The organism is Pseudomonas sp. Irchel s3f10, assembly GCF_900187515.1.
In the GTDB taxonomy this organism is placed as follows: Bacteria; Pseudomonadota; Gammaproteobacteria; order Pseudomonadales; family Pseudomonadaceae; genus Aquipseudomonas; species Aquipseudomonas tensinigenes.
The window spans coordinates 675573-697461 of sequence record NZ_FYDZ01000001.1 but is presented as its reverse complement, the minus strand read 5'-3'; the positions used below and the strand labels follow the sequence as shown (position 1 = coordinate 697461).

The following is a 21889-nucleotide window of genomic DNA, read 5'->3' as shown; positions in this document are numbered from 1 at the left end:
TGATTTAACCCCGCGACAGAGTTTTCAGGCGTTCCACCAAAGCGGCTTCGCAAATGATGTACAGCCGTTCAGAATCACCGGCGCGCAAAGCCCCGCCGGTTTCCAGTCCAAGCACGAAGCCATCCGCCCGTGCCCCCGCCTTCACAGCGATGATCATCGAGTCTGCCCGGACAATTTGCGCCAGCAGCCGATCGGCTTCTCGTTGCATCTTCTCGCTCAGCGCCACCCCTTCCAATTCAGCCACCTATTACCTTCACTACGACATCCAATAAATGACAGAAAGAACGATTGAAACCCAGATAATCGTCATCACAATTGAGTAGCCAGCCAGTTGCTTATCCACGTGACCCGCTTCATTCAGTTTGAATGTGAATGATGGTTCAGGGTTGATGGCACCGCAAGAATGGCGCAGCGCCATCACGTACCGAGCGAACCTAGGCTTGGCAAGCCTGTAAGGCAATCATTCCCCGGTCGCCGGTGTCGGTGTCGGTGTCGGTGATGGCGACAATTCTTTAAGTAAGTCCTAGAGCGCATTGAGCTTGCGCTCCTTGATGAGCCGCGCCGCCAGCAAAAAAGTTATTAATAAAAAACTGTATAAACACTCAATGCAAAGAGAAACGCAATAATTAAAACCAAAATCATCCAAAGGAAATCAGAAACCTAGAGACCAACATACGAATCTACTATATCCCAAGTAACTCTAAGCAGCTCAGCACACTGATCACTATCGACGCTAGAAATATTGCCATGACGCAATTCTTTCGCAAGCTCCGAAACCCACACTATCTGCTCCTTACTAAACCCGCCCCCTTCTCTAAATTTAGCCCATTTCTCACTTTCATTTTTAGTAGTTATATTGTGTTTTAAACAATAGTGATGCTTTAAGCTTTCTATCGCTCTATAACAATAAAATGGTGTGTCTTCACGATATCGCATTGCCGACATCAGATCGACCAAGCACCTATGAATGAGCACACCATGTTCACCTACTTGTAGATCTCGAATTTTTGCCAAATCAGCTTCAATATTCCCCTGTCCGCGTCGACCATAAATAACTTGATTCTCAATACCATAAACATAATCGACCCCGGCATTCCTGTTGATCACCCTTGTAATTTGAAAATCATAAACACAGCCGACAAGGTACGAAATCGCCGACAACTGATCTACAACCAAGTAATTTACAAGGTGCTTCAAGTCTAAAGTTTGAATTTCACTATCAGAGCTCAACCAAATGGCTACCTGATTGCAGAGTACCGTTACGTCTGCCGAACAAATCCCCCCGCTCGCCAAGTGAGTACCTTTGACCGACCATTTCAGATCAAAGCTTGCTCGTTCCGGCAATACAATCCCTTGAATAAAATAGGTTTCCATAGAAGAGCCTTTATTTTTTAAACAGTAACTCTCTCACATAGGATTGGCATGCGGCCAGTGCAATCAATCCCCTGTCACCGATGTCGGTGATGGCGATAATTCGTTGAGCATGCGCCGCGTCAAGTCTGGCGCGTACGGCTGCATGATCCACGCCGCCGGCGCTGGAGGTGGCTGGCACCCCACAGCCTTTGGCAGCGTCGGTTGCGTCGAGGAGGACTGACAACCGCAAATCAGAAGTGCCAAGGCGATCACGCAGGCGATCTTGGTCACGTTGGGCATCGGTCATTTTCCTGAAGTGGGTTTGCTCACTGGCCGCCAGCCGCTGCTCGAGCGCCAGGCGTTTGTCCTGCTCGGCCTGCTGCGCGGTGGCAGCGGCTTGGGTCATTTGATTGAGGGTTTCGGCGTGCTGCCGGACCTGCTCGGCCAGTTGCTTGCCGTAGCGCCAGTCCTGAAACTGCCAGGCGCTGCCGGCACCGATCAGCACCAGCACCACTGCGCCCACCGTCTTCCACGGAACGACCATCACGGCACATCCTTGAAGAAGATGTGATTGCCCAGCCGCAAGGTCTGCTTCGCCTTCGCCGCCCAACCCGGCGCCCTGATGCTGGTGGCGTAGTAGTGGGTGGCGCCGCCGGTTGGGTCTGGCACCTTGCCATCGATCACCTGGTCAGCCGCGATGCGACATTGCGCCAGTTCGCGGAACGGGATCTGCTTCAAGCCGATCAGGAACGGATAGTTCGCGTCGGTCTTGTTCCAGCAACTGAACTGATACGGCTTTTGGCACACCCCGGCGTAGCCCTCGCCCCACCAAGACATTTCCTTTCCATCAAACACACGGTTGCGGATCGTCCAGGCCACGGCCACTTGGCCAGCCGTCCCTTCGCCGCGAGCCTCGCCCCAGATAGTTCGAGCGAGGATGTCGCGTTCTTTTTCGGTTACAGGCATCACTTTTCTCCAGGAAAAAAAATACCCGCTCAGTGGCGGGCTATCAGGATTGCGGCGGCTCAGGCCAGTCCGGGGTTTCCGGCCATCCTGCGCGCTCGGGCGTCTTGCCGAGGGTGCTTCGGTACTTTTTCCATATCTTCAACCTGGCCAGGTCCTCATCGGTAATTTCTTCAATGTCGAAGTCGTCCTGCAGCGGCTGAATCACAACACCGGCGTCCGCCATACGGGCAGATAAAATGGTGCGGTTCTCCCGATCTACCTCGATGCGCGTCAGGTTATCGATCAGCCATTGAGGAATTTCCTCTACAAACGTCTCCCCTTCCAGCACTCCGCGATCTTCGGTGTAAGGTGCCCAAGAGGTTTCGGTGATTACAAATCCTTCCATTCGATTATCGCTCCGCGCTGTAGCCGACAATGTCAAAGTTCGCGCTGCCACCGGCGGCGGCGAAGAAAAACACGAAACTCAGGTTCACCAAAGGCAGTCTGAGCAACTGCCTCGTCGAACTGTCGATCCCTCGGACAAGCATGTATTGGAATTCGAAATCGGTGACCCAAAGCGTCGGCCCTCCCGTACCAGCCGTGGCATTGTGGCAACTGACCAAGGCACTCTTGGCGATCGGGGGGACGATTGAAATGAGGTACACCGTGTACGGGGTGACCGAGCCGTTGCCCGCGACGATCCGGTAAGGCGAGGCGTTGGTGGTATTCCGGTACTCCAGCAAATCGCCGTTCTGCACGGTCTTCAGGATGTTGCCGCCCGGGCCGCTTCGAACCGAAAACAGGAATCTCCTGCTTGGATCTCCTGACTTTTGCCGCGCTGTACCGCCGTTGTATGTGTCTGCGATTGTTGAGCTCAGTTCGAGAGTTGGCGCTCCGGCGTTGCTGTAGAGGTAGAGATAGTAAAACGTGTCCGCTGCCAAGCTCCCGCTCGTAATGCTGATATTGAGCGTTGTTGCGACTTCGAGCGGGCGACCAAGCGCCGGGATGTAAGCGGCGCCTGGTGAAATGCTGAGTTGCGTACCGGATACCCAAGTAAAATTCAGCCCCTCGATGTAGCCTTTCGAGACGCCGCCCTGCGCAACGGTGAGAGCCTTGGTTACGGCATTGAGCTCGGTGATGTCATTGTTTGCACCGCTCTTCGCAGCGCCCAACGTAGCGCGAGCCTCCGCCGGATCAGCATCATTCAGAAGACCTTGAATCGTGGCGGATAAAGTCGACAGGCCGGTGCCGCCTTTAGCGACTGGCAGGGTGTCATAGTTGCCAGTAGTACCGAGAGCGGCCATTTTCGCGCCATAGGTGTTTACCCAGTCGCTAACCTGATCAGCCAAAGCCTTTTGATAACCCTTGATCGGTGCAATCGCATAGGCCGCGCCAGATGCGGTCGCGCCCAAATACGGCGGGATGATCGAAATCACCGTATCGCTGGCGACGTTGCCAAGCTCGTATTGACGGCCGTCTGGCCCGATAAATGCGTCTCCGATTCGGGTATTGGCGGCAAAAGCTGTATTAACGCCGGTAACGACGTTCGAATTTTGGATAACAGAAACCGTTCCCGATCTGTGCCAGGGCATTGTGAAACCTCCAGAAATTTACGAGCTCAAGATATTATTAGTGCTACCTAAACAAATGTCCGGCAGCCTAAATACATCACACATTAAAGTACCTTGAAGCTGGAAACTTACAAACAGGTATGGCTAGACACGTATTGTTTACACCCTGATAGTACCAATCACCAGCAATGATTTGGTTTATTATCCGCAGCATTCTTACGCCATTTGATAGCAGGGTAATGCCTGCATACTGTGAATGACCAGCAAACCAGCCAACCCCCCTATCAATAGATGATATAGAGATAAAATCATCAGCTTCGATAGTGAGGCCACTATCATAAAAATCGACCTGATTACCTTGCGTCAGAGTCCAACTCTTACTGAACTTGCTAAACCGCACAACATTATCACTTGATGAATATATGACATTCCCTTGATAGTCGAACAGTTCCAGCCCGTAATCAGACGTACTTTTTAGGTTTGAGTACATGCACGAGACATATTCCAGTGTATAGTCTTGTAAGTTTGGATTACCTCGAACAGCAGAAACCACCCGGAACCCGGTCCAGTTGCCGGGGGCGCCTAAAAGTATGGTAAAGATACCGAGGTCGCTATGTACGCCCGAGACAAAACGCACGAATACCTGAGGTGGCTCCTGAGTCATAATCGGTTTATTGAAGTTGACAGACCCTTGCCCCTCTACATTCGTATACTGAGATGTTATTTTGAAAGTCCCCCTTTCTGAGAACACCATAATTTTGTAGTCACTGGAAATTAAAATGGATCCATAATCATTTGTAACAGACAAGCCGAAATCAGCCATTCAAACCACCCTGACTACTTCAATTACGCATTCAACAGTGCTTTCAACCCATGACTCTATCCACCCACCTGTACCGTTTGGCGCCCTGTAATTTGCATATGGAATAATTGCAATCTGCGTTCCGCCTAAATCCCGATAGGTAGGAATTACAGAACGGCCAAAACTAGAACCGGTATTATAGTTTCGAGGTGTTATCGTTACAAAGCATGTAGATGGATTATATCCAGAAACATCCATCAAAATATAATCGCTACGTGGGGCTGGCCTTGCGCCTCCGCCTGATGGGTTGGCTGGTAGTACCATGACCGCGAGTTTTTGTAGTGTGAAATCACCCATATCCAGAGTGAGAGCTCCACTTCCATTCCATACGTTTATCCCGAAAGTCATGCAGTCAAGTCTCCGAGTTGGACGCGTTTAACCCCGTTCTGGTCGAACACCTTGATTGCGCGATTGGTCATTGTGAGACGGCCTCCACCAGGCGCCGGCCCGTTGAACTCAAGGTTTCCGGCTTTATCGAGGCGCCAGCCCTGCACGCCGGCAATGTAGTTGTCCGATTGCAGGTACTGACCAATCTTCAGCATCGTAATGCTGCCGTCCTGGATGAACGCGGAGTTCATGAACACCTGCCCACCCTGCACCGCAAACGGCACCGAGATAGCGCCGCCGGCAATCGTGTTCACAATGGCGAACCGATCAGCACTGACCAAGAATTGGCTCTGCAATCCCGCTGGACCATTCTCGATGCCAAGACCGATACCTGCAGCGATGTACTGCCCGGTACCTGAGTTGTATTGCATCTTCACCGACCAGCTCGCAGCGAGCTTTCCGTTAACGTCGTTGACGATCGACGTGTTCTGCTGGATCACGGTTTGCTGGTTGCCGACAGTGGTGCTGACTTGGCTAAGCTGCTGAGCAGTTGCCTGCTGGTTGGTGACAACGACTTCTTCAAGAAGCGTGACGTTCGCGGAGTTCTCGGCCACCTTCGCGTCGAGCATGACGAGACGTCGAGCTGATGCTTCATTTTCCGAAGCGCGCACCTTCTCCTCGGCCGCGATCGCCGCCGTACTGGTCCAACCCTTCATGGCGTCGGCCAGGTCACCGTCCCCATCATCATCACGGTAGGACGCCCGGAGCGCTTGAAACGCTGTCGCTTGAGCGGTTGCCTCTCCATCCAGTTCGATGATCCCAGCGGTGTTGGTGGCGACCTGCTGAGCCAAGCCATTGGCCGTTTCCACAGTCTGACCTACGTCGAGCCAGTAGAGCGGATTCGGCGGCGGGGTTCCGACCGGTACCGGGCCGGTGGCCTGATATATCCGCTTGCCCTGCACCACCAAGTCGTACTCTTCGTAGGTGTCGTCTGGGTTGTAGCCTTTCAGCCCATCGAGCGCATCAATCTGCGCCTGCAAGCCAGGGATCTTCTCGATCTCAGCCAGAAGATCCTCGCCGAGTTCCGTTTCGGTGATTTGTCCGGCGATCATTTCCAGAATGGCAGCGGCGTCAGAACTGGATTGCCCCTGTACGCCAAATCCGATCGGATACCACGGCCCGATGTTGCCGATCTTGTCGACGATTCGCCCCCAGAAATAGAAGGTCACACCGGCGCGCAGACCGAGCATGGAGAAATCACTCTGCGGATAGGCCAGGTCTGTAAGCTTGGTCGCGGCATCCAGTTCAGTCGTCGGGCCGTACCAGATTTCCGTGCGCTGGCTGTCCTCCGCGCCAGCAGGGAACCCCCACTTGAGGTAAATACCGAACAGCAACGGTGTTGCGGTCAAGAAAGCCAGCGCCGGTGGCAGCCCCTGCTTACCGCTGAGGTTGGTCAGGATCGAGTTGCGCCATGGCGACGTGATGTCGAAAGCACTCACCGCACGCACTCGGGCCACATAGGCCCCGGCGTAGATGCCAACCACGTCAACGTTGGTCATGCCCGTGCGTTGCAGCTTGATCCAGTTGCCGCTGTCCTTGCGCCATTCCACGTCATAGCCGACCGCGCCATCCACGGCGGGCCAGGTGATCGTCATGGTGGCCACGGCCAGACCCTGCACGACCGATGAAGTCGACGACAGCGAAACGCTAGCCGGCGCCGGAACGACGGTGATCGGGATCACGCTGATCGGGCGTTCTTCAAGGCGAGCGCCAGTGTCGATGAATGCGAACTTGCTCGGTTCGAATTGCAGCGCGCTGATTTCGTAATCACCCTCGGTGGTGCGCTTGGTGCGCAGCACGCGATAGAGCGGGATCGCCAAGTCATCGGCGTCGAGCGCCCATTGCAACTGCGCCACCGGCGGTTCGCTGTAGGCGACTGTGACGGTTACGGCGCGGCCGTTGACGCTCTGCACGGTCCGACCTTCGGCGCGTCCGCCCGGCAGGTTGATGATCAGACGATCACCGGCCTTGGCCTGGGTGTCGCGATCGAGGGTGATCACACGCCCCGCCACCGCCGAGATCCGGCCGCCGACTTCACGGCCAGCCAGCAGCGAATCCGCCACCGGGATGATGTGCCCCGGCAGCGGAATCACACCTTCCATGCCGGTCTTGAACGACACGGTGCGGTCTTGGTTGTTGCTGAGGATCGCCCACTTGCCACGGCGCTGAGCCTCGGACGCACGCGTGCAGCCAATGGCGCTCAGCTCGGTCGGACGGTCGCCGTAGCGGCGCTGCAGATCGAGGTCGGCGAATGGAATGACGTCGGTGTCGTAGTTGTTTGCCGGATTGTCGTAGCTGACCAGCGCCCGGGTGTAACGAGTCTTTGCCGATGCGCTGCCATAGGAGAATTTCCCGTCGATGACGTTTGCCCGGGTAAAGACGTAGTCGAAGTCTTGCGCGCGCGGCATGTCGGCCTGCATCACCAGTTGACCCTGCGCCCAGTAGGTCATGCCCCGATAAATCGCCGAGATATCTCGCAACAGCGACCAAGCATCAGCCTTGCCCTGCAAGTTCATGTCGCAGAGGAAACGCGGTTCCTGGCCGCCCAGCCCGTTCGGCACCAGTTGATCGCAATACTGGGCGATGCGGTAAAGCTCCCACTTATCCACCATGAAAGGCTTGATTCGCTTGCCCAGGCCAAAACGGTCTTCGGTGCACACGCCGTAGGTGATCCACGCCGGGTTATTGGTCCAGGCCGACTTCATCGAGCCATCCCACGTCCCGGTATAGGTGCGTGCGATCGGGTCGTAGTTGCTCGGAACCATCCAACGCCGGGCCTTGCACTTCACGGTCACGGCCGGGATGTTGGTGAACTGCTCGGCGTCAAATTCGATATAGAGCAGCGCAGTGTTCGGATAGCGCAGCTTGGCGTCGATCACTTCGGTGTAGCCGGCTACCAACATGGTGTCGGCGATCTTGTTGGTGTTCTGGTTCGGCGTCAGGCGGCGCACGCGGATCTGCCAGCCAGTTGTTGCGTCCGGCAAATCGATGCGGCGCGAGCGCTCGTAGCGCGTGGTGGTCTTGCCGTCGACGGCATCCATCAGCACCTGCTGATAGGCGCCGCCATCGGTGGCCACATCGATCGCGTATTCGATACGGTAACCGCCGACGTTGCCCTGGTCATCAGACCGTTGCAGCGCCGGCCACGCCAGACGCATGCGTACAGCGGAAAGCTGGGTGTTGGTGATCGAGCGCACCCACGGCGAATCGCTGCGCAGCTCGATGTTGAGCGATGTCTCATTTTCAACTGACGGAATGCCCGGGATGTAGGTCTGATCCACCGAGCCCGGGCGCCAGTCCCACTTCACGTTCGGGAAGTTGTAGTTGCCGCTGGCATCGCGGATCGGCGTGTTATCCAGATAGATGTCGTAATCGGTCGGGACGCTGTCGAACTCACCCTCGCCCACAGCGATCAGCAGCTTGGCCAAGTTGGTCGAGCGCAGGCTGTCACTGGCTTCGGTCGGCGACTTCGGCTTGCTGCTGCCGCCTTTCTCACCGTGGATATCGATCTGTGCTGCTGCGCCCATGCTTTCCTCCAGGCATAAAAAAACCGCCTCAAGGGCGGTTTGGTCACAAGCGCTGAGGCTCATGTAAAGTTTCATCGCACAGATAGCAAAGCGGATTAAATTCCAAGTAATTGCGCGAATCCGTGGAAACGATTCTCCCATCAAAAGCCCTCCTTCAACTTGGAGGGCCAATCCCTCCTCGTTTGGGTGAGGGTTTTTGCTGTCAGGTCTTATCTTCAGCCAGGATCGAGGCTGAGATGATCATCCCGCCCCACCGGCGTTCGCCGATACAGATCGGAACCGGGTTGCCACTGGCCGTGGTGTTCTTGGCGCTGCCGAAGGCGTAGGACGGTGAGTTCTCTGGGGACGCGCTTTGCTTCAGACCTGAGGCTTGGGGGCTGAGCATCTGGATCACGCCGCCGGCGACAAGGCCGATACCCGCGCCAATCAGCGGCGCACCAAATGGCGTGGTCGAAAGAAACGTACCGGCAACGATCAGAACAGCACCGACAATGGTTTGAATCAACCCAGCCTTCTTGCTTCCATGGATGACCGGCACGATACGAATGTCGGTTGCACCACCCAAGCCAAATTCCGCTTCGCCAACGTTCTTTCGATTGCGAAACACGGCGAAGCGCATGCCCAGCCGATCAAGGCGCTGAATCTCCTCCTTGAACCCCTCAAGCGTCGCCTTCAATGCTCGGAAGGCTTCCCAAGTCTGACCAGAATCCAATACTCGACGATGAACTCTGCCAAATTTGGCCGCAAGAGAACCGGACAGTTTGATCGTAGTCATCGGCTGATAGTGAGCAACGCTCGATTGCATGACTTTCTCCAGGCATAAAAAAACCGCCCGAAGGCGGCTGATTGCGAATTCATTTACTGATAATCAACGTACGGTCCGAGAAAGAAGCCGCTCATATCTCCACTGATTCGGTAGAGGCTTTCTTTGCCGTTTTGCACATTGGCAGAGATCGTACGAATGGCTGCCCCGCCACACAGCCCGGAGCCAGCGAGACCTGCTCCAATACTTGGATTACCCGGCGGCAGATAAAAGGAAGCGCGCTGACCGGTGCCGATTTTCGCGGCCTTCCGGCCATCGACATACACGACGATGTCACAACCCGATCCAACCATTCCCGAGTCCCGGACGACCGTTACCTTGCCGCTTTCGCCGGTTGGTTTGGTTTGAAACGCGTACAGCTCATCACGCGGCACCGGATCAGCCTGGCTCACCGGAATAGCGGAAGACGCACACCCCGCCAACAGCGCTACCGCCAGCGCTCCTAAGATCACTTTCATGCAGGTCACTCCTGTGGGAAAGCTGCAAGATTACACCGGATCTGCGCTGTACGAATCAACAGTAACGGCACCGTGCACGCTGTAGTAGCGTGATGCCTCACGTTCAGGGGACGAATATGAAACGGAACGCCGACTTATCTGAGCAATTTACCGAATCACTAAGAAATACTCCCGTCGGAGGAAAGCTTGTATTCAATTTTCGAGGCGTACCCACTCCTGTCGAGGTGAAATTTATCTTTACGGGTGGATGGGTCGTAACCCAAGTACTTCACCCAGGCGTTCCACTTGAAATCGTCAAGGGCGAAGACGGACACCTTTTACAGGTCGACATCACCCTAATGCCGTACGACGGCTTGAAAGCAACCTGAGCAAGGGATTCCCCAGTCCTTTGCCTGCAAACCCAAGGACTGGGATTGCGCCAATCTCGGCGCGGATAACGCAAGGAAAGTGACATATGACGAACAGAACCGCCGAACAGCGCATAGCTGATCTTGAGACGGTGTTAAAAACTGCGATCGTTTTTAACACGAATGCCATTGGCACTTTGAGCCGAAGAGTCACCGAGGGAAATCCGGCGATTGCCGCCGTACTGGCAACTGATCTCGCAGCTCTGAAATCGAACTCCTATAGCGGAATCGACAAGGGTCTCCATGATCAATATGTCGACAGTCTGATCGCTGTTATCACTGGGAAACTATGAATCCCGCGGCGATAACCTGGCCCTGCGCATTCTTTTGCAACAAAACGCTCCACGCTTGAGCCAGGACTGATTCGCCAGCTTCATGGCGCGCATTGTCGCGGATGACAGCTTCGACAATGCGCACTTTACCGTCTTGTGTTACTTCAAATGGCTGACTCATAAATCTATCTCCCGCGGACTGGCCGCGTCATTTGGTTGGTTGTGCATTTTTGTGCCTGAGAATCAGGCGTGTTCGGTCAAGCCAAGGGCCACCGAAAACGATGACCTCAGACGGTCTCCCGTACAGGTGGTGCAGCAGAAACGGCCCCGGGCCAAACGTCGCGGCATCCTCACCGGGCAGCGCAGGATCAGTGCCAAGGAATATTCCGGCGTGGTTCGGGTAAACGGTGCGCCCCACTTCCATCACGATCATGTCGCCGCGCTGCGGCTGGTCGACGCGGTAGAAGCCGGCTGCCTCGTAGTTCGCCTCATAGAGGCTGGTGTTGTCCTTGCTTTCCCACCAGCCATCAGCGCGCTTGAATGCTTCGAATTCCAGCCCCCACTCGCGCTTGTACCAATCGGCGCACACCTGCCAGCAGTCCCAAGCCCCGTGCACAAAAGGCCGTTTCAGCAGCGGCACCTCGCCGGTCGGCACGATGGTGCGCAGGTCTCCTTCCGGCCAGCTCAGGATATGCCAAGGCATTGCGGTCGCTTCGCACATGGCGAGGTCACGCGGTGACGGTCGGCTGGTTGCGTCCGGATGCGAATGAACCACGCCGATTACTTCGCCGACGTCTTCGGCCACTGCGTACTCCTCCGGATCGATACGGAACTCTTCGTTCGGCTCAGTCGAGACATTGATGCAGGGGAAGTATTGTTGCTTTCGCCCGATCGCCAGCAGCAGACCGCAGCACTCTTTTGGGTACTCGGCCGCCGCGTGCGCCTGGATCGCATTCAAGATGTGCTTTCGCATGTCAGCTCCGTGCGATCAGGGAAACAGCCGGGAAGCCACCGAACGGCAGCGGGTTACCCTCTCCGAAGCGCGGGATGCAACCTTTGCCCAGCGTGGCGTCACATTCATCCAGCTCCGGGTTGTCGGTGACGATGCCGTCCTTGGTCACGTATGGCCCGGTGTATCCGCAGTTCGGCCCACGGTAACCACCGGTGAGGCACCAGTGGCAAAGGGTCGTGGCCTGCCGGCCGATCGATTCGTTGCCCACGTCGCCCGGGCTGGCCAATTCCCAACTTACGTTCTCCCCGTCCTCGTTCGTTTTCTGGTCGATGTACCAGACCTCGATTGTCTCTTGGGTTGGATCTGCCGTTGGATTGCCGGCCGGAAAGTTGGCGGCATCGAGGTAGGTGCCGAGCGTGTGCCGCATCGTCAGCTTGAATTCGAGTAGATCCTCGAACGCCAGACAAAGCGCAGTGATGCGGCCGTTTACGTTGCCCACCGACAGAGTGGGCCGGACCGCCGTGCCGTCGCCATTTGCCTCGATCCCTTCAATCTGCATCGGCCAGGCGCTGTACTCATTGCCCTGCCAGTAGATCGCCTTTGCCGGGAGCTGGTCGGCATCGTCGCCGGCAGCGATCAACTCGGCCGCCGTATGCGGAATCGCGTGCCCGTGAAAGCGCAGAACGTCCGCACCGTAGTCCGTGCCGTCCAATTCGAAGAGCAGCACTTCGCTGCCAGGCTCAAGCACCTGAATGTCACTGATCAGCGGCATGATTGCCCCTTATGGTTTGAATGCCCGCTCGAACGTGGCGGTGAGTTTGAAGACCTCACCGCCCATTGGTGTGGGAGCGGGATTTTTGCAGGTGAACAGTCCGAGTTCGCCGAGCGGCGTTGTCCAGAGAAACGCCTTTGCCCCGGCGTGCCTATCGAGGAACGCCATGATCTGCTGCACCTTGGCCTTGTGGCCGACGCAGGTGATCGGGTAGGAGTCCTCCTTGTTGTTTGGTCCGTCGCCGACATTTTGGGCGTAGCCATTGCCGAACTTGGAGGAGCGCACCCGATAGTTCATATCGGGTGTTTCCCCGCGCCCGGTTGGCCAGGTGAATTTCTCGATGGCCATCAGGCCCTCCCATTTGCATTTCGGAAGCTGGTACCGCCCGCGCGCCAAGAGTCAGCGACGGCTTTCTCGGCCACGGCCTGCATTTGCGATTGCAGGTTTCTCGACAGCGCCTGCTGGTCGATCTGCATCCCTTCGGAGCCTCGATCCTGCGTCACCACTGTGACCGGTGCGCTGATGCTGATCGCAGTCCCGGAGCCACCGCCGGCGGCGAGAACACCCAGCTTGCCGTTGGAAGTCCGGGTCAGCGGCATGATTGCCTCCGGCCCCGCCTCACCCATGACGCCCGCCCGGCCGCCTGCCATCCCGAAGGCGGTTGGCGTGCTGACGATGTTGTTGGTGAATGCGCCGCCATTGGCGAACATTTGCACGCCGGACGACCAGGCGCCGCCGAGCGCTTGCGGGAAGTAGTTGCTGGAGTATCCCGCCGACGATGCGCCGAGATTCGACGACATCGCACCCGCTGATCCAGCCGCCAGCCCATTACCGCCACCGCCGCCAGTGAAGTAACTGGTGGCGGCACCCACGAGGCTGCTCAGCAGCGCCGAACTGGCCTGCCGAGTCGCGATCCGCGCCATGTCCGCCAAAATCGACTTGGTGAAGTCAGCAAACGACAGCTTCCCTGTCATGGCGAAGTTGACGACGGCGTCTTCCATCGAGCTGAAAGCGTTACCGAACAGGGTCTTTGTCTGGCCGGCGATATTGCTCGCCGAGTCCAGGTAATTGGCCCAAGCCGACGTTGCGCCCTTGGTCCAGTCCCCTTGAGCTTTCTCGACATCGGCGTAGTTCTGCCGGATCTGATCGGTTGCGGCCTTGTTCGCATCGGCGAGAGCCTGCGACTTGCGGGCGAACTCCTCCTCCGACATATTCCGCGACGTATCGGACTTCTGGTTTGCCAGTTCCAGTGATTGTTGAGCGAACCGATCCTGCTGACTGTTCAGCTCATTGTTGAGTGCGTTCTGTCGATCGCCCTGCCCGACGCCGAGAACAGCTCGCTGCCCTGCCAGCTCCAGCGCTCGCTGCTGTTGAGCCAAGGCCTGAACGTAGGTGGTGATCGAACGTTCTTGTCGGGCGAGACGGCCGGTCTCGTTTGTGGCCAAAACCTCGAGCTGGCTGTCCGCATCTTTCTGCGCTTTGACCATGCCCGCGCGGGCGTCGGCGATCTTCTGGTCCAGTTGGATGCTTTGTGCGGCAGAGGTGGTTTTCTTCGCCTTCGCGGCTTCCAGTGCGGCAATCTCTGCCTCGTAGGCTGCGGTTACCTCGTCGCGCTCGTTGCCGATCAGTGCTTCGCGTTTCAAGGCGTAGTCAACTTGAGAAACGAGTCCGGCCTTCTGCGCGGCGTCCAGTTCCTTCTGGGCGTTTTTGTACTCTTCGCTGATGGCTGCGAGGTTGTTCTTGGCGTTGTTGAAACTGGTCAGATCAACCTGCGACCCGGCCGCTTTCGAATCCTTGAACTGGTCGTTGATGTTCGCCAGGTTCTTATCGATCGCGGCCCGATTCAGGCGCGGGTCATTGGGGGCTACCTTGCGGATGTCTTCGAGCTGCCGCTTGTACTCCTTGATCGCGTCGGTACGTTTCTGCTCATTCGTCCACGCTGACTTGGTGAGTGCGTCTACCTTCGCCATTGAGGAGACGGCATCGCCCTGAGCTCTCGCCTGCTCTCCTTGCCATTTGGCGATATCGGCTTCGGCAGCCTTCTGATCCTCCAGCATGTTGAGACGATTCTGGTAGAGATCGATCATCTCCTGCTTGTTCTGGAACAAGCCGATATTGCCAGCCTGAGCGCTCGCCAAGTCGCGCTGAGCTTGCTCGATATCGGCGCCGATATCGCTGCGCCCGATATTCTTCAATCCATCAGCAGCCCGAGCAACGGCGTTGTAGCCCTTCTCCCAGAAACTCAGATTCTCGAGGATTCGAGGTGTGCGCTCGTTGATTGCATCAGCGAACGACTCGGTGGCCAGCTTCACGGCGCCGGCATGATCGCCCTGCTTCTCCAGCGCGGTGATTTGCGAGTAAACCGAAGCGGTCAGGTAGTGGTACTGCTCATTCAGCGCGGCAGAGGCTTTGATCGGGTCGTCGGCGAGCTTGGCGAACTCCGCTACCGTCTCGCTCACTGCCTTGCCGGTCGCTTCCTGCATCGACACCGCGGCTTGAGTGATGCCCGTAAAGCTCTCGCCGGCGATCTTGCCATTGTCGGCAAGCAGAGCCAGCACGGCTGCGGCTTGGCCAATGGTACCAACGGTTGCGCTGACCTGACGGGCCATGTCGCCCAATTGCCCGGCGCTCACACCGGCGTAATTGCCGGTGAGGATTAACGATTTGTTGTAGCTGTCCTGCTCCTCGCTGCCCTTGTAAAAAGCGTATGCCAGTCCACCCACGGCAGCGGTGGCCAGCGCAAGCGGGCCAAGAATGGCAAGCAGTCCCGCCGCACCCTCACCCGCACCAGCGCCCAATTGTGCGACTGCGCGAACGCCGCTACCCCAGTCTCCCGAAGACAGCGCATTCCCCAGTTGCACGACGTTTTCCTGCGCCTGGCGCGTGCCGAGTCGCAATTTGTCGAAACCGGTGGTGGTTCTGTTGAGCTTGTCGTAGTCCTTGTCGATCTTGCTCAGGGCGGTGTTGTACTCGTCCTGACTGATCCGGCCTGCATCCAGATGCTTGCCCAATTGCTCGACCTGGGTATCCAGCTTCGCCAGTGCGGCGCGGGCGGGGTCGATGGCGCCCAGCAGGCTATTGAGTGCCTTCTGTTCATCCATGGCCGACTTGGCCAGCGCTACCTGCTGCTTGTCGAGCTGCGCCGAGATCTTCGCGGCCTCAGCCTCGCCATAAGCGCCGGTCTTGGTCAGCTTCGCCAACGCATCGCGCTGTTTGGCAAGGTCCTGTGTGGTCTTGGCGTTGGTAGAAAGCGACTTCTCCAGCGCCTGCATTTCATTCATCAGCGAAACGGCGGACTGCTCGGCCCGGCCCCCGGCCTTCGCCATTTCATCCAGGCTCGATTTAGCCTCGATCGCATCGGCCGAGTCGATCTTGACGCCGAGTTCTGCAATGTTCATCGACTCACCTTGAATAAGTGCCCGAGGTTACGGGCTGTTTTCCCTTTCCTCCGCCATAACGCGCAGGGCTTCGCCTTCCAGCACCTGCAGGTCAGGAAAGATTTCAGCGAGTTTCTTTTTCTTGATGCCGAGGAAGCTGGCAACGTCTCGGATGCAGTTGTAATCGAGGCCGATGGCTCCTCCGGTGCCGACCCGCCACTGCGTGGACATTCGGTTGAACAAGAGAAAGGCCGGCCAGTTGCATGGCCAGACCTCTACATCATCACCGGACAAATCGGCAGCCGTCAGCCCGAGGATTGCCAACTGCTCAGCAGAGGGCCCGCTTTCGTACAACGCTGCGGCTGCTGCCCTCAGTTTCCCAGCCGGGCCTGACTGAACGCGCTCTGATAGGCATTCACTACAGCTTCGGCGGTACCCTGACAGGACTTCACAAGGGCAAGGATGCTCTTGTCGTCGAACTTGTCATCGAACCCCCAACCAGCGACCAGATCCTTGATCTGCTGCACCTGATACTCGGTTTCGGCAGCAACGACATCCGACAATGTGGTGCCCTCCCCGAACCCCTCTCGCATTTCCTTCGCCCTGAGGTTCCACTCGTCGAACAGCGCGGCGAGTGCCGGGCGGTCGCGATATTTGAAGGTGAACTCGATTGCCTCAGGCTCACACCCCACGACGGGGATGTGCACGAGAGCGTTGAACGTAGGGTTCTGAGCGATCCTGATCTTCGCCATGGGAAATCCTTATACGCCGGCCAGGTAACGGAGCGAGCGAGCAGAAAGCCCGATGCTGATGGTGCGCGTCATGACGTTGTTGCGCTCCATCGTTGGATCGGGAGTGATGCTCACATAACCCGGATAGAGGATCTGATCGCCATTGCGCAACTTCATGCGCACGACGGCCAGCTCTTTGGTGTCGTCGAAGCCTTCGACAGTCTCGACGTATTGCGCGGTCGGCTGATCTTCCACCACGATGGTGATCGTGGTCGGGTTGCGGTTGGTTGGAAACTGCTTGTCGTCGTCATCTTCCAGGTAGCCGACAGTTTGGTATTGCTGCTCGCCGCCGGAGGATGTGAAAGAAGTGACTTTCGAGATTTGCGTCCATCCAGATACCGGGATCACGGAGCCAGAACCTGCGCCGACAGTGAATTTGTCAGTGTTGGTGGTATTGAGACCGGCCAGCGCAAAGGCATCGGCAGTAACGCCGGACGCTTTTACTGCGCGATCGTTGATCAGCGCCCAACCGGAGTTGATCAGCAAAACGTCGCCGTTTTCAATGTCGTGCCCTACAGAGGCGGCGACCGGCGGTTTCGCATTGGTCAAAGCAGTAAAAGCGACGGCGGATCCCATAACGCTGGCGATCTCCAGCACAGCGCCGTTCGGCAGCGGGAAGCGTGCGGCCATGGTGTGTTTCCTCTTAAGTGCCCGCCTAACGGCGGTAGGTTATGCCCCAGCGGGCGGTTGGTCTGCGACACCTGCGTAGGTGAAGCTGGCCGGGACCGTATAGGTCGCGGACTCAGTGATAGTTGGCCCCTGATCTACTGGCTCAGTGATGAGGCCATCGAACCCGATGCGGGCCAGTGGCGTGTCTATTCGAAAGAGCTGTGTCAGCTCTTCAACAAGCGTTTCTGCGGTGGCCATGGCCTGGGCAGATGGACAGACGATGCTTATCTGATAGACGCCGGCGTATTCGTAGGCGTCCCCGCCGAGATAACGGCAAGTGGTGCTGGCTGGAAGCTGGAAGGCCCGGAGATAGGTTTCAGATGGATTCGGTGTAAATGGCTGATTCAAGTAGGCCACTCGTATTGGACGCGCAGCCGACCATGCGGCCAGCTTCGTCTCGATGGCCTGACGGGCACGTGCGTGACTCATACCTGATTATTCCTGATGGCCTCCTGCACGATCTGCTGGAAGCGAGCCACGGTGACCCGAACCATACCGCCGGGAGCCTGAGTCGAATGACCAAACTCCAGCGGGATCGCATAGGGCAAGTTGTTGATGATGTAAGCCATCTGACCGGCAGTGAAGTCGCTCATTGCTGCGACCAGCGCGGCAGTGGTTTCGGCGCCGCTTGGGTCCACCTCGTCGAACGTGACGCTCTCGACCACGCCGAGGGAAATGTGCCAGTTCGCTCGGAACCTGCCGCCGACGTAACCTTCCGGGGCTTTGATATCCATGCCGTCGTTGAGCTTGCGGCCTTTCTTGAGCCTGCCGCCCTTGGTGAGGTTGGCCGGATCGCTGCGCAGCGCGCTGTTGTGATCGTCGACGGCCTTGTTGTACACGGTCGCAATCGCGTTCTGCGCCCAGATCTCCGGATTACCGACGGGAGACATGCGGATCAGGCTGCTGCCGACCTCGATGATGATCTCGCGCACACTGGCGTCGATGGCTTCGCTGGTCTGGGCCGCAAACTCGGCGAGACTCAGCGCGAAGCTGCCGGATTGAGTCGCCATGTCATGTCCTCAACTGTGCCGTCCACGTTGCATCAGCAGGATCCGCGGACACGTCAATCACCCGCAGCCCGTTGACGATATCGCCAATGGCTGGGGCAGCCGGTACCGCAGTCGACACCCCGTTCTCCGACACGAACAACTCGTTTTGCAGCACCAGCAGCTTCTTGTCGGTGGTCTGAATGAGAGAGCCGTCGATTTCCTTGGACAGGTAGCTACCAAGAACACCGCGCCCTGCGTAGGTCAGAGTGGTCTCCGGCGTCTCGCCGCCCAACTCAGGGTCATACTCGCCCGCAACCTTACGCACACCGGTCACTGGCTTCACCGCATCTGCCAGGCCATCAGGATCATCGAACGCCTCAGCCATTTCAGCCTGAATCTCTTCGCGCATACCCATGATCAGATCCTTTTCAGCATCATCACGCCGGAGCGCTTGATCCAAGGCGCCAGCAGCGCCAGGGCGAAGTTCACACCCGCTGACTGATCAGTAGATCCGGCCACGTAGGTCTTGCTCACAGACGTGCCGGACTGAGCCGAAACCGTCTTGCTCTGCACTTCCTTCTGAGTTGCCGTGTACAACTTGCCCGCCGCCGCCTCCTTAGCGACCTGGGCGCCGGCTGTTTTGATCTCGGTCGGAACCGGATCGGGAACAACCCGCTTGATCTTGGCCGTGAGCCAGGCGTTGGCCATGGTCACGGCAAGGACCGGATCACCGGTGCCGGCCCAGCCTGGACCCAGCGAAGCGTCAACATCGGCAACGGTGATGAAGTCGGTCATGTGCATGTCCTTATTCGGCTGGCACCAGAGCCTGCAGGTCTTCTTTCTTGGCAACTGGGTCGAAGGTGATGCCCTTCGCCGTCAGCCAATCTTTCAGCTCGGGGACCTTCATTTTTAGAGGGTCGGTTTCGGCGTTTTCCGGCTCCTTGCCGTCCGAAACTTTGATGCCCGCCGCTTCGTATGCATCGTAAATTTCAGGCGCATCACCCTCGATGACCACCTCACTGGCAGTGCCAATGACACCGAAGAATTCGCTCAGCAGGCGGTAGCACACGCCGCGCTCTTTGCCCGGTTTGTCCGTATAGATAACTTTCATAAGTCACCTCAATTGCAGCCTGGCGCCCTTGCAGACGCCAGGGTAAGTGGAGGCCGGATTACGGCGTGGTGGTACCGCTGATCACGGCGGCGAATGGGACCTGCTTGCGGCTGAACACGCGCTCCCAGTTCGCAGCAGCGGCATACTGGGTCGCGGTTGGGCTGAGGTTCTGAGCCTCGGAGCCTTTCCAACTGAAGCCGGCAGGCTGGAGGATGTACGTCTTCCGCTCCCACAGCACCTCTGCGCCACCGCCGTTACCGCCGCCCGGTTTGCGCTCGATCTCCACCGGCACCTTCGGCGTGCCTTCGCCGTAGCCGAACGCGCCTTGGCCGAAGAACACCGACAGGTACTTGCCAGCGCCATACACCAAGCCATCGTCCATGAAGACCGGCTTGCCCAGGTAGGTGGCCAGGATGATCTTGCCGTCGGAGTCGCGCAGATACTCGATGAGGTCCTGCTTGACCATCTGGTTCATCACCACCGAGTGCACGCCGATCGCGCCGAACTGGTCGGCAGCATCGCCGGCGGTGAACGCTGCGTCTTGGAAGGCGTTCGCACTGATGGTCGCGCCAGCGTCGATGACCATGTCACCGCCGTTGTTGGCAATGTTTGAGGCGATGATGCCGCGCGCTGCGCCGAGAGCGTAACGCTGCCACTGGCGAGTCCAGTAGGTGCCGAAGCGGTTGCGGATCTGCTGCTGAGGCTCGCTGTTCGCGAGTTCGGCTGTCAGGTCGGCAACGCCATAACCTTTGTTGAGGTACAGGACGCGAGCACGCATGCTGTCCTGAGTGACTTTGCCGACCTCGCCCTGGTCGTTCGGGTCATCGTTGCTGATGTTCGGTGCTTCATCTGCGTTGAGATCCTGCCAGTAGCTGATCTCGGCGGTGCCTTGGCTGCCGGAGGCAATAGCATCCAGAACGGGCGAACGAGTCACGATACCCGACTCGTAGACAGCGGTTTTTTCCGGGCTATTTACCGGCTCCAGCGAGGCGTAGTAGTCACCGACGAAGATGTCGGTCAGTTGGGTAGTTGCCATGAATTAGGTTCCTTTGGTGGCCTGGATTTTCTTGAACAGCTCGGGGTTGTCGCGGGCGATCGCAGCGCGCTCGGTTTCCGTGTACTCGCCCCATTTTTTCGTGGCCTTGCCACCTTGATCACCGGTCGGACCGGCACCCTGAGCCCTTGGCCACAGGTGTGTTGCTGTTTCACGCAGCGATTCCGCCCATTCGAGCGGCGACAGCGGGGTTTTCCCGTCCTTCCCGTAAACGACCTCGCCGTCACGGTCGGTGGCAATCGCCTCGCCGTCTTCACTGAGTTTGAAAGTGCCCCGAGCGCGCAGGATGATGTCCTCGGCGGCCTCGGGGAGAGCGCCGGCCTTGATGGCGGCAGCGCGGATGGAGTCGGCCAGCACCTTGTCGCTGTACTTGGCAGCGAAGGCTTCGGCCTTGTCGGCGCGGGCCTTTTCGGCCGCGAGCTTGGTGTCGTAGTCGGTGCGCAGGCGCTCGGTACGGCGGGTGATGACCTCGTCCAGCTTGCCTTCGGCAATTAGCTTGGTCTCCTCATCCTGGCCTACCTTGGTAAGCAAGCCCTTCACGGCAGCGATGTCCAGGCCTTCGAACTGGTTCTTGAAGCCATCCAGTTCAGTTTTGGTGGTACGGAGCGAGCCAAGCAGCTCTGTGTTTTTGTTCTTGAGGCCCAGAGTCGCCGCTTCCACCGCTTCAGCGATCGCGGATTTGACTGCCGGGTCTTCAAGATCAATCTGGTTTTCGTCTGCCACTTGGTGCACCCCTTGGGTTTGGTCGGCCCGCTTTGCAGGCATAAAAAAACCGCCCACTGGGCGGCTTGGTGTGAATTCTGGTAATAAAAAAACCGCCACTAGGGCGGTTTTTGATTCGGTTGAATCGATGAGGAAGCGTTAGAGGTCGTTCAAGCGTTCAATGTTGTGTTCCCAACCTTCCTGATCCATAGGATCAAGCTCCTCCGGCCCCTCTTCCTCGTACTCTTCTTCCTCTTCAATCTCGTCGTTAATTTCTGTGTTGTCGATTTCTACTGGCATGTCGATCGCCTCTGATTGAAATGGTACAGCGGCGCGGTTTTATATACATTTCGAAAAACTTCGGCAAGGAATTAGCGTTTCAACTTATGACAGACAAACCACGCATTACGAGGTAATCAGCGAACTGCGTCCTGCTGGGTGCGTACGGCGGCGGGCGCATTCGAAACCCAGGCGTATCGCGGTTAAGCCGTGTGCGCCGGCCATTGGTCTCAGTGCAATGCGTTGGCTCCTCGATCTGGAAGCCCTGTTCGACAGCATATAGCTCGACCGCCAGCCGTACCTGGCCCCATTCCAGCTCAAAGGGCACGAACGTTTCGGAAAGCGTTTGATATTCGATCTTGCAGTCACGCCGGGGCCAGGCCATTGCCTGCTCAGGCTTGGCCTGGCGGCCCTTCCACTGGCGACTGTTAATGTCGGCCGCAGCGCGCAACAGCAGTTCAACTTGGTCAGCCTCAGCTTCAGGTATCCGGAACCCGTAGTAGTCGCGGTAGAAGGTCAGCTTCTCCAGCGGCACGAAGCTATTGGCGTCCGGCCTGCCCTTTCCGTCTTCAACGATGATCTGCATCG

General features: G+C 57.5%; 29 protein-coding genes. 2 read left to right on the top strand and 27 right to left on the bottom strand.

Translation table 11 applies throughout. The features are described from left to right. Positions 1-4: 4 nt before the first annotated feature. The 10 genes from CKW17_RS03325 to CKW17_RS03280 all read right to left on the bottom strand — a co-directional run bounded on the left by CKW17_RS03325 (position 5) and on the right by CKW17_RS03280 (position 9926). On the bottom strand, positions 5-235 hold the full coding sequence (locus CKW17_RS03325) for a hypothetical protein (protein WP_095119024.1): 231 nt from the start codon (positions 233-235) through the stop codon (positions 5-7). Between the two features lie 425 nt (positions 236-660). Then, a complete protein-coding gene (locus CKW17_RS29575) occupies positions 661-1374 on the bottom strand; it encodes a hypothetical protein (protein WP_141234548.1) in 714 nt (237 codons plus the stop codon). A 10-nt stretch (positions 1375-1384) separates the two neighbouring features. Then, positions 1385-1897, bottom strand: coding sequence for a lysis system i-spanin subunit Rz (locus CKW17_RS03320; RefSeq protein WP_095118696.1), 513 nt, complete (start codon positions 1895-1897; stop codon positions 1385-1387). Continuing rightward, on the bottom strand, positions 1897-2319 hold the full coding sequence (locus CKW17_RS03315) for a cell wall hydrolase (protein ID WP_095118695.1): 423 nt from the start codon (positions 2317-2319) through the stop codon (positions 1897-1899). Before CKW17_RS03315 ends, CKW17_RS03320 begins: the two co-directional genes overlap by 1 nt. 43 nt (positions 2320-2362) lie before the next feature. After that, the gene (locus tag CKW17_RS03310) at positions 2363-2704 is read right to left on the bottom strand and encodes a tail fiber assembly protein (protein WP_095118694.1); all 342 of its coding nucleotides are present in this window, start codon (positions 2702-2704) and stop codon (positions 2363-2365) included. Positions 2705-2708: 4 nt separating this feature from the next. Continuing rightward, on the bottom strand, positions 2709-3890 hold the full coding sequence (locus CKW17_RS03305; RefSeq protein WP_095118693.1) for a hypothetical protein: 1182 nt from the start codon (positions 3888-3890) through the stop codon (positions 2709-2711). Between the two features lie 76 nt (positions 3891-3966). Next, positions 3967-4692 (bottom strand): hypothetical protein, encoded by a 726-nt coding sequence (locus CKW17_RS03300; protein ID WP_095118692.1) that lies wholly within the window; start codon positions 4690-4692, stop codon positions 3967-3969. A gap of 383 nt (positions 4693-5075) precedes the next feature. After that, positions 5076-8645 (bottom strand): phage tail protein, encoded by a 3570-nt coding sequence (locus CKW17_RS03290; RefSeq protein WP_095118690.1) that lies wholly within the window; start codon positions 8643-8645, stop codon positions 5076-5078. Between the two features lie 202 nt (positions 8646-8847). Next, positions 8848-9450: a tail assembly protein gene (locus CKW17_RS03285; protein ID WP_095118689.1), complete on the bottom strand. Its 603-nt coding sequence runs from the start codon at positions 9448-9450 to the stop codon at positions 8848-8850. A gap of 53 nt (positions 9451-9503) precedes the next feature. Then, positions 9504-9926: a hypothetical protein gene (locus CKW17_RS03280; RefSeq protein ID WP_095118688.1), complete on the bottom strand. Its 423-nt coding sequence runs from the start codon at positions 9924-9926 to the stop codon at positions 9504-9506. A 116-nt stretch (positions 9927-10042) separates the two neighbouring features. Between CKW17_RS03280 and CKW17_RS03275 the strand changes: the two genes are divergently transcribed. Both CKW17_RS03275 and CKW17_RS03270 read left to right on the top strand, forming a co-directional pair. Further along, positions 10043-10294 (top strand): hypothetical protein, encoded by a 252-nt coding sequence (locus CKW17_RS03275; RefSeq protein ID WP_095118687.1) that lies wholly within the window; start codon positions 10043-10045, stop codon positions 10292-10294. An 86-nt stretch (positions 10295-10380) separates the two neighbouring features. Continuing rightward, positions 10381-10626, top strand: a complete 246-nt coding sequence (locus CKW17_RS03270) for a hypothetical protein (RefSeq protein WP_095118686.1) — start codon at positions 10381-10383, stop codon at positions 10624-10626. On the opposite strand, the gene CKW17_RS30300 is transcribed toward CKW17_RS03270, so the two are convergent. The 17 genes from CKW17_RS30300 to CKW17_RS03195 all read right to left on the bottom strand — a co-directional run bounded on the left by CKW17_RS30300 (position 10610) and on the right by CKW17_RS03195 (position 21887). Then, positions 10610-10786 (bottom strand): hypothetical protein, encoded by a 177-nt coding sequence (locus tag CKW17_RS30300; RefSeq protein WP_176470026.1) that lies wholly within the window; start codon positions 10784-10786, stop codon positions 10610-10612. The genes CKW17_RS03270 and CKW17_RS30300 overlap by 17 nt on opposite strands. Before the next feature lie 27 nt (positions 10787-10813). Next, positions 10814-11578 (bottom strand): C40 family peptidase, encoded by a 765-nt coding sequence (locus CKW17_RS03265; RefSeq protein WP_095118685.1) that lies wholly within the window; start codon positions 11576-11578, stop codon positions 10814-10816. A gap of 1 nt (position 11579) precedes the next feature. Continuing rightward, positions 11580-12329 carry a phage minor tail protein L gene (locus CKW17_RS03260; protein WP_095118684.1) on the bottom strand — a complete coding sequence of 250 codons (750 nt, stop codon included), beginning with the start codon at positions 12327-12329 and terminating at the stop codon, positions 11580-11582. 9 nt (positions 12330-12338) lie between these two features. Beyond that, complete coding sequence (locus tag CKW17_RS03255; RefSeq protein WP_095118683.1) at positions 12339-12677, bottom strand: phage tail protein; 339 nt, start codon at positions 12675-12677, stop codon at positions 12339-12341. Next, on the bottom strand, positions 12677-15727 hold the full coding sequence (locus CKW17_RS03250; RefSeq protein ID WP_095118682.1) for a phage tail tape measure protein: 3051 nt from the start codon (positions 15725-15727) through the stop codon (positions 12677-12679). The genes CKW17_RS03255 and CKW17_RS03250 overlap by 1 nt, the downstream gene beginning before the upstream one ends. A 27-nt stretch (positions 15728-15754) precedes the next feature. After that, positions 15755-16024: a DUF1799 domain-containing protein gene (locus CKW17_RS03245; protein ID WP_095119023.1), complete on the bottom strand. Its 270-nt coding sequence runs from the start codon at positions 16022-16024 to the stop codon at positions 15755-15757. A gap of 53 nt (positions 16025-16077) precedes the next feature. Further along, positions 16078-16458, bottom strand: a complete 381-nt coding sequence (locus CKW17_RS03240) for a phage tail assembly chaperone (protein ID WP_095118681.1) — start codon at positions 16456-16458, stop codon at positions 16078-16080. Between the two features lie 9 nt (positions 16459-16467). Next, positions 16468-17127, bottom strand: a complete 660-nt coding sequence (locus CKW17_RS03235; RefSeq protein ID WP_095118680.1) for a phage tail protein — start codon at positions 17125-17127, stop codon at positions 16468-16470. A gap of 39 nt (positions 17128-17166) precedes the next feature. Further along, positions 17167-17595 carry a phage tail terminator-like protein gene (locus CKW17_RS03230; RefSeq protein WP_095118679.1) on the bottom strand — a complete coding sequence of 143 codons (429 nt, stop codon included), beginning with the start codon at positions 17593-17595 and terminating at the stop codon, positions 17167-17169. After that, on the bottom strand, positions 17592-18176 hold the full coding sequence (locus CKW17_RS03225) for a hypothetical protein (protein WP_095118678.1): 585 nt from the start codon (positions 18174-18176) through the stop codon (positions 17592-17594). The genes CKW17_RS03230 and CKW17_RS03225 overlap by 4 nt, the downstream gene beginning before the upstream one ends. A 1-nt stretch (position 18177) precedes the next feature. Further along, complete coding sequence (locus tag CKW17_RS03220; RefSeq protein WP_095118677.1) at positions 18178-18570, bottom strand: hypothetical protein; 393 nt, start codon at positions 18568-18570, stop codon at positions 18178-18180. 2 nt (positions 18571-18572) lie between these two features. Beyond that, positions 18573-18950, bottom strand: a complete 378-nt coding sequence (locus CKW17_RS03215) for a hypothetical protein (protein WP_095118676.1) — start codon at positions 18948-18950, stop codon at positions 18573-18575. Positions 18951-18960: 10 nt separating this feature from the next. After that, a complete protein-coding gene (locus tag CKW17_RS03210; RefSeq protein ID WP_095118675.1) occupies positions 18961-19266 on the bottom strand; it encodes a HeH/LEM domain-containing protein in 306 nt (101 codons plus the stop codon). A 58-nt stretch (positions 19267-19324) separates the two neighbouring features. Continuing rightward, entirely contained in the window at positions 19325-20302 is a 978-nt protein-coding gene (locus CKW17_RS03205; protein ID WP_073474183.1) for a major capsid protein, read from the bottom strand. A 3-nt stretch (positions 20303-20305) separates the two neighbouring features. After that, complete coding sequence (locus tag CKW17_RS03200) at positions 20306-21043, bottom strand: hypothetical protein (protein ID WP_095119022.1); 738 nt, start codon at positions 21041-21043, stop codon at positions 20306-20308. Between the two features lie 138 nt (positions 21044-21181). Next, positions 21182-21322, bottom strand: a complete 141-nt coding sequence (locus tag CKW17_RS30295; protein ID WP_176470025.1) for a hypothetical protein — start codon at positions 21320-21322, stop codon at positions 21182-21184. 79 nt (positions 21323-21401) lie between these two features. Next, positions 21402-21887 carry a DnaT-like ssDNA-binding protein gene (locus tag CKW17_RS03195; RefSeq protein ID WP_095118674.1) on the bottom strand — a complete coding sequence of 162 codons (486 nt, stop codon included), beginning with the start codon at positions 21885-21887 and terminating at the stop codon, positions 21402-21404. Between the last annotated feature and the right edge of the window lie 2 nt (positions 21888-21889).

Excerpts from the sequence above, each read along its gene's own strand:
- CKW17_RS29575 (WP_141234548.1), bottom strand. The coding sequence starts at position 1,374 with ATGGAAACCTATTTTATTCAAGGGATTGTATTGCCGGAACGAGCAAGC.
- CKW17_RS03320 (WP_095118696.1), bottom strand. The coding sequence starts at position 1,897 with ATGGTCGTTCCGTGGAAGACGGTGGGCGCAGTGGTGCTGGTGCTGATC.
- CKW17_RS03315 (WP_095118695.1), bottom strand. The coding sequence starts at position 2,319 with ATGCCTGTAACCGAAAAAGAACGCGACATCCTCGCTCGAACTATCTGG.
- CKW17_RS03310 (WP_095118694.1), bottom strand. The coding sequence starts at position 2,704 with ATGGAAGGATTTGTAATCACCGAAACCTCTTGGGCACCTTACACCGAA.
- CKW17_RS03305 (WP_095118693.1), bottom strand. The coding sequence starts at position 3,890 with ATGCCCTGGCACAGATCGGGAACGGTTTCTGTTATCCAAAATTCGAAC.
- CKW17_RS03300 (WP_095118692.1), bottom strand. The coding sequence starts at position 4,692 with ATGGCTGATTTCGGCTTGTCTGTTACAAATGATTATGGATCCATTTTA.
- CKW17_RS03290 (WP_095118690.1), bottom strand. The coding sequence starts at position 8,645 with ATGGGCGCAGCAGCACAGATCGATATCCACGGTGAGAAAGGCGGCAGC.
- CKW17_RS03285 (WP_095118689.1), bottom strand. The coding sequence starts at position 9,450 with ATGCAATCGAGCGTTGCTCACTATCAGCCGATGACTACGATCAAACTG.
- CKW17_RS03280 (WP_095118688.1), bottom strand. The coding sequence starts at position 9,926 with ATGAAAGTGATCTTAGGAGCGCTGGCGGTAGCGCTGTTGGCGGGGTGT.
- CKW17_RS03275 (WP_095118687.1), top strand. The coding sequence starts at position 10,043 with ATGAAACGGAACGCCGACTTATCTGAGCAATTTACCGAATCACTAAGA.
- CKW17_RS03270 (WP_095118686.1), top strand. The coding sequence starts at position 10,381 with ATGACGAACAGAACCGCCGAACAGCGCATAGCTGATCTTGAGACGGTG.
- CKW17_RS30300 (WP_176470026.1), bottom strand. The coding sequence starts at position 10,786 with ATGAGTCAGCCATTTGAAGTAACACAAGACGGTAAAGTGCGCATTGTC.
- CKW17_RS03265 (WP_095118685.1), bottom strand. The coding sequence starts at position 11,578 with ATGCGAAAGCACATCTTGAATGCGATCCAGGCGCACGCGGCGGCCGAG.
- CKW17_RS03260 (WP_095118684.1), bottom strand. The coding sequence starts at position 12,329 with ATGCCGCTGATCAGTGACATTCAGGTGCTTGAGCCTGGCAGCGAAGTG.
- CKW17_RS03255 (WP_095118683.1), bottom strand. The coding sequence starts at position 12,677 with ATGGCCATCGAGAAATTCACCTGGCCAACCGGGCGCGGGGAAACACCC.
- CKW17_RS03250 (WP_095118682.1), bottom strand. The coding sequence starts at position 15,727 with ATGAACATTGCAGAACTCGGCGTCAAGATCGACTCGGCCGATGCGATC.
- CKW17_RS03240 (WP_095118681.1), bottom strand. The coding sequence starts at position 16,458 with ATGGCGAAGATCAGGATCGCTCAGAACCCTACGTTCAACGCTCTCGTG.
- CKW17_RS03235 (WP_095118680.1), bottom strand. The coding sequence starts at position 17,127 with ATGGCCGCACGCTTCCCGCTGCCGAACGGCGCTGTGCTGGAGATCGCC.
- CKW17_RS03230 (WP_095118679.1), bottom strand. The coding sequence starts at position 17,595 with ATGAGTCACGCACGTGCCCGTCAGGCCATCGAGACGAAGCTGGCCGCA.
- CKW17_RS03225 (WP_095118678.1), bottom strand. The coding sequence starts at position 18,176 with ATGGCGACTCAATCCGGCAGCTTCGCGCTGAGTCTCGCCGAGTTTGCG.
- CKW17_RS03220 (WP_095118677.1), bottom strand. The coding sequence starts at position 18,570 with ATGGGTATGCGCGAAGAGATTCAGGCTGAAATGGCTGAGGCGTTCGAT.
- CKW17_RS03215 (WP_095118676.1), bottom strand. The coding sequence starts at position 18,950 with ATGACCGACTTCATCACCGTTGCCGATGTTGACGCTTCGCTGGGTCCA.
- CKW17_RS03210 (WP_095118675.1), bottom strand. The coding sequence starts at position 19,266 with ATGAAAGTTATCTATACGGACAAACCGGGCAAAGAGCGCGGCGTGTGC.
- CKW17_RS03205 (WP_073474183.1), bottom strand. The coding sequence starts at position 20,302 with ATGGCAACTACCCAACTGACCGACATCTTCGTCGGTGACTACTACGCC.
- CKW17_RS30295 (WP_176470025.1), bottom strand. The coding sequence starts at position 21,322 with ATGCCAGTAGAAATCGACAACACAGAAATTAACGACGAGATTGAAGAG.
- CKW17_RS03195 (WP_095118674.1), bottom strand. The coding sequence starts at position 21,887 with ATGCAGATCATCGTTGAAGACGGAAAGGGCAGGCCGGACGCCAATAGC.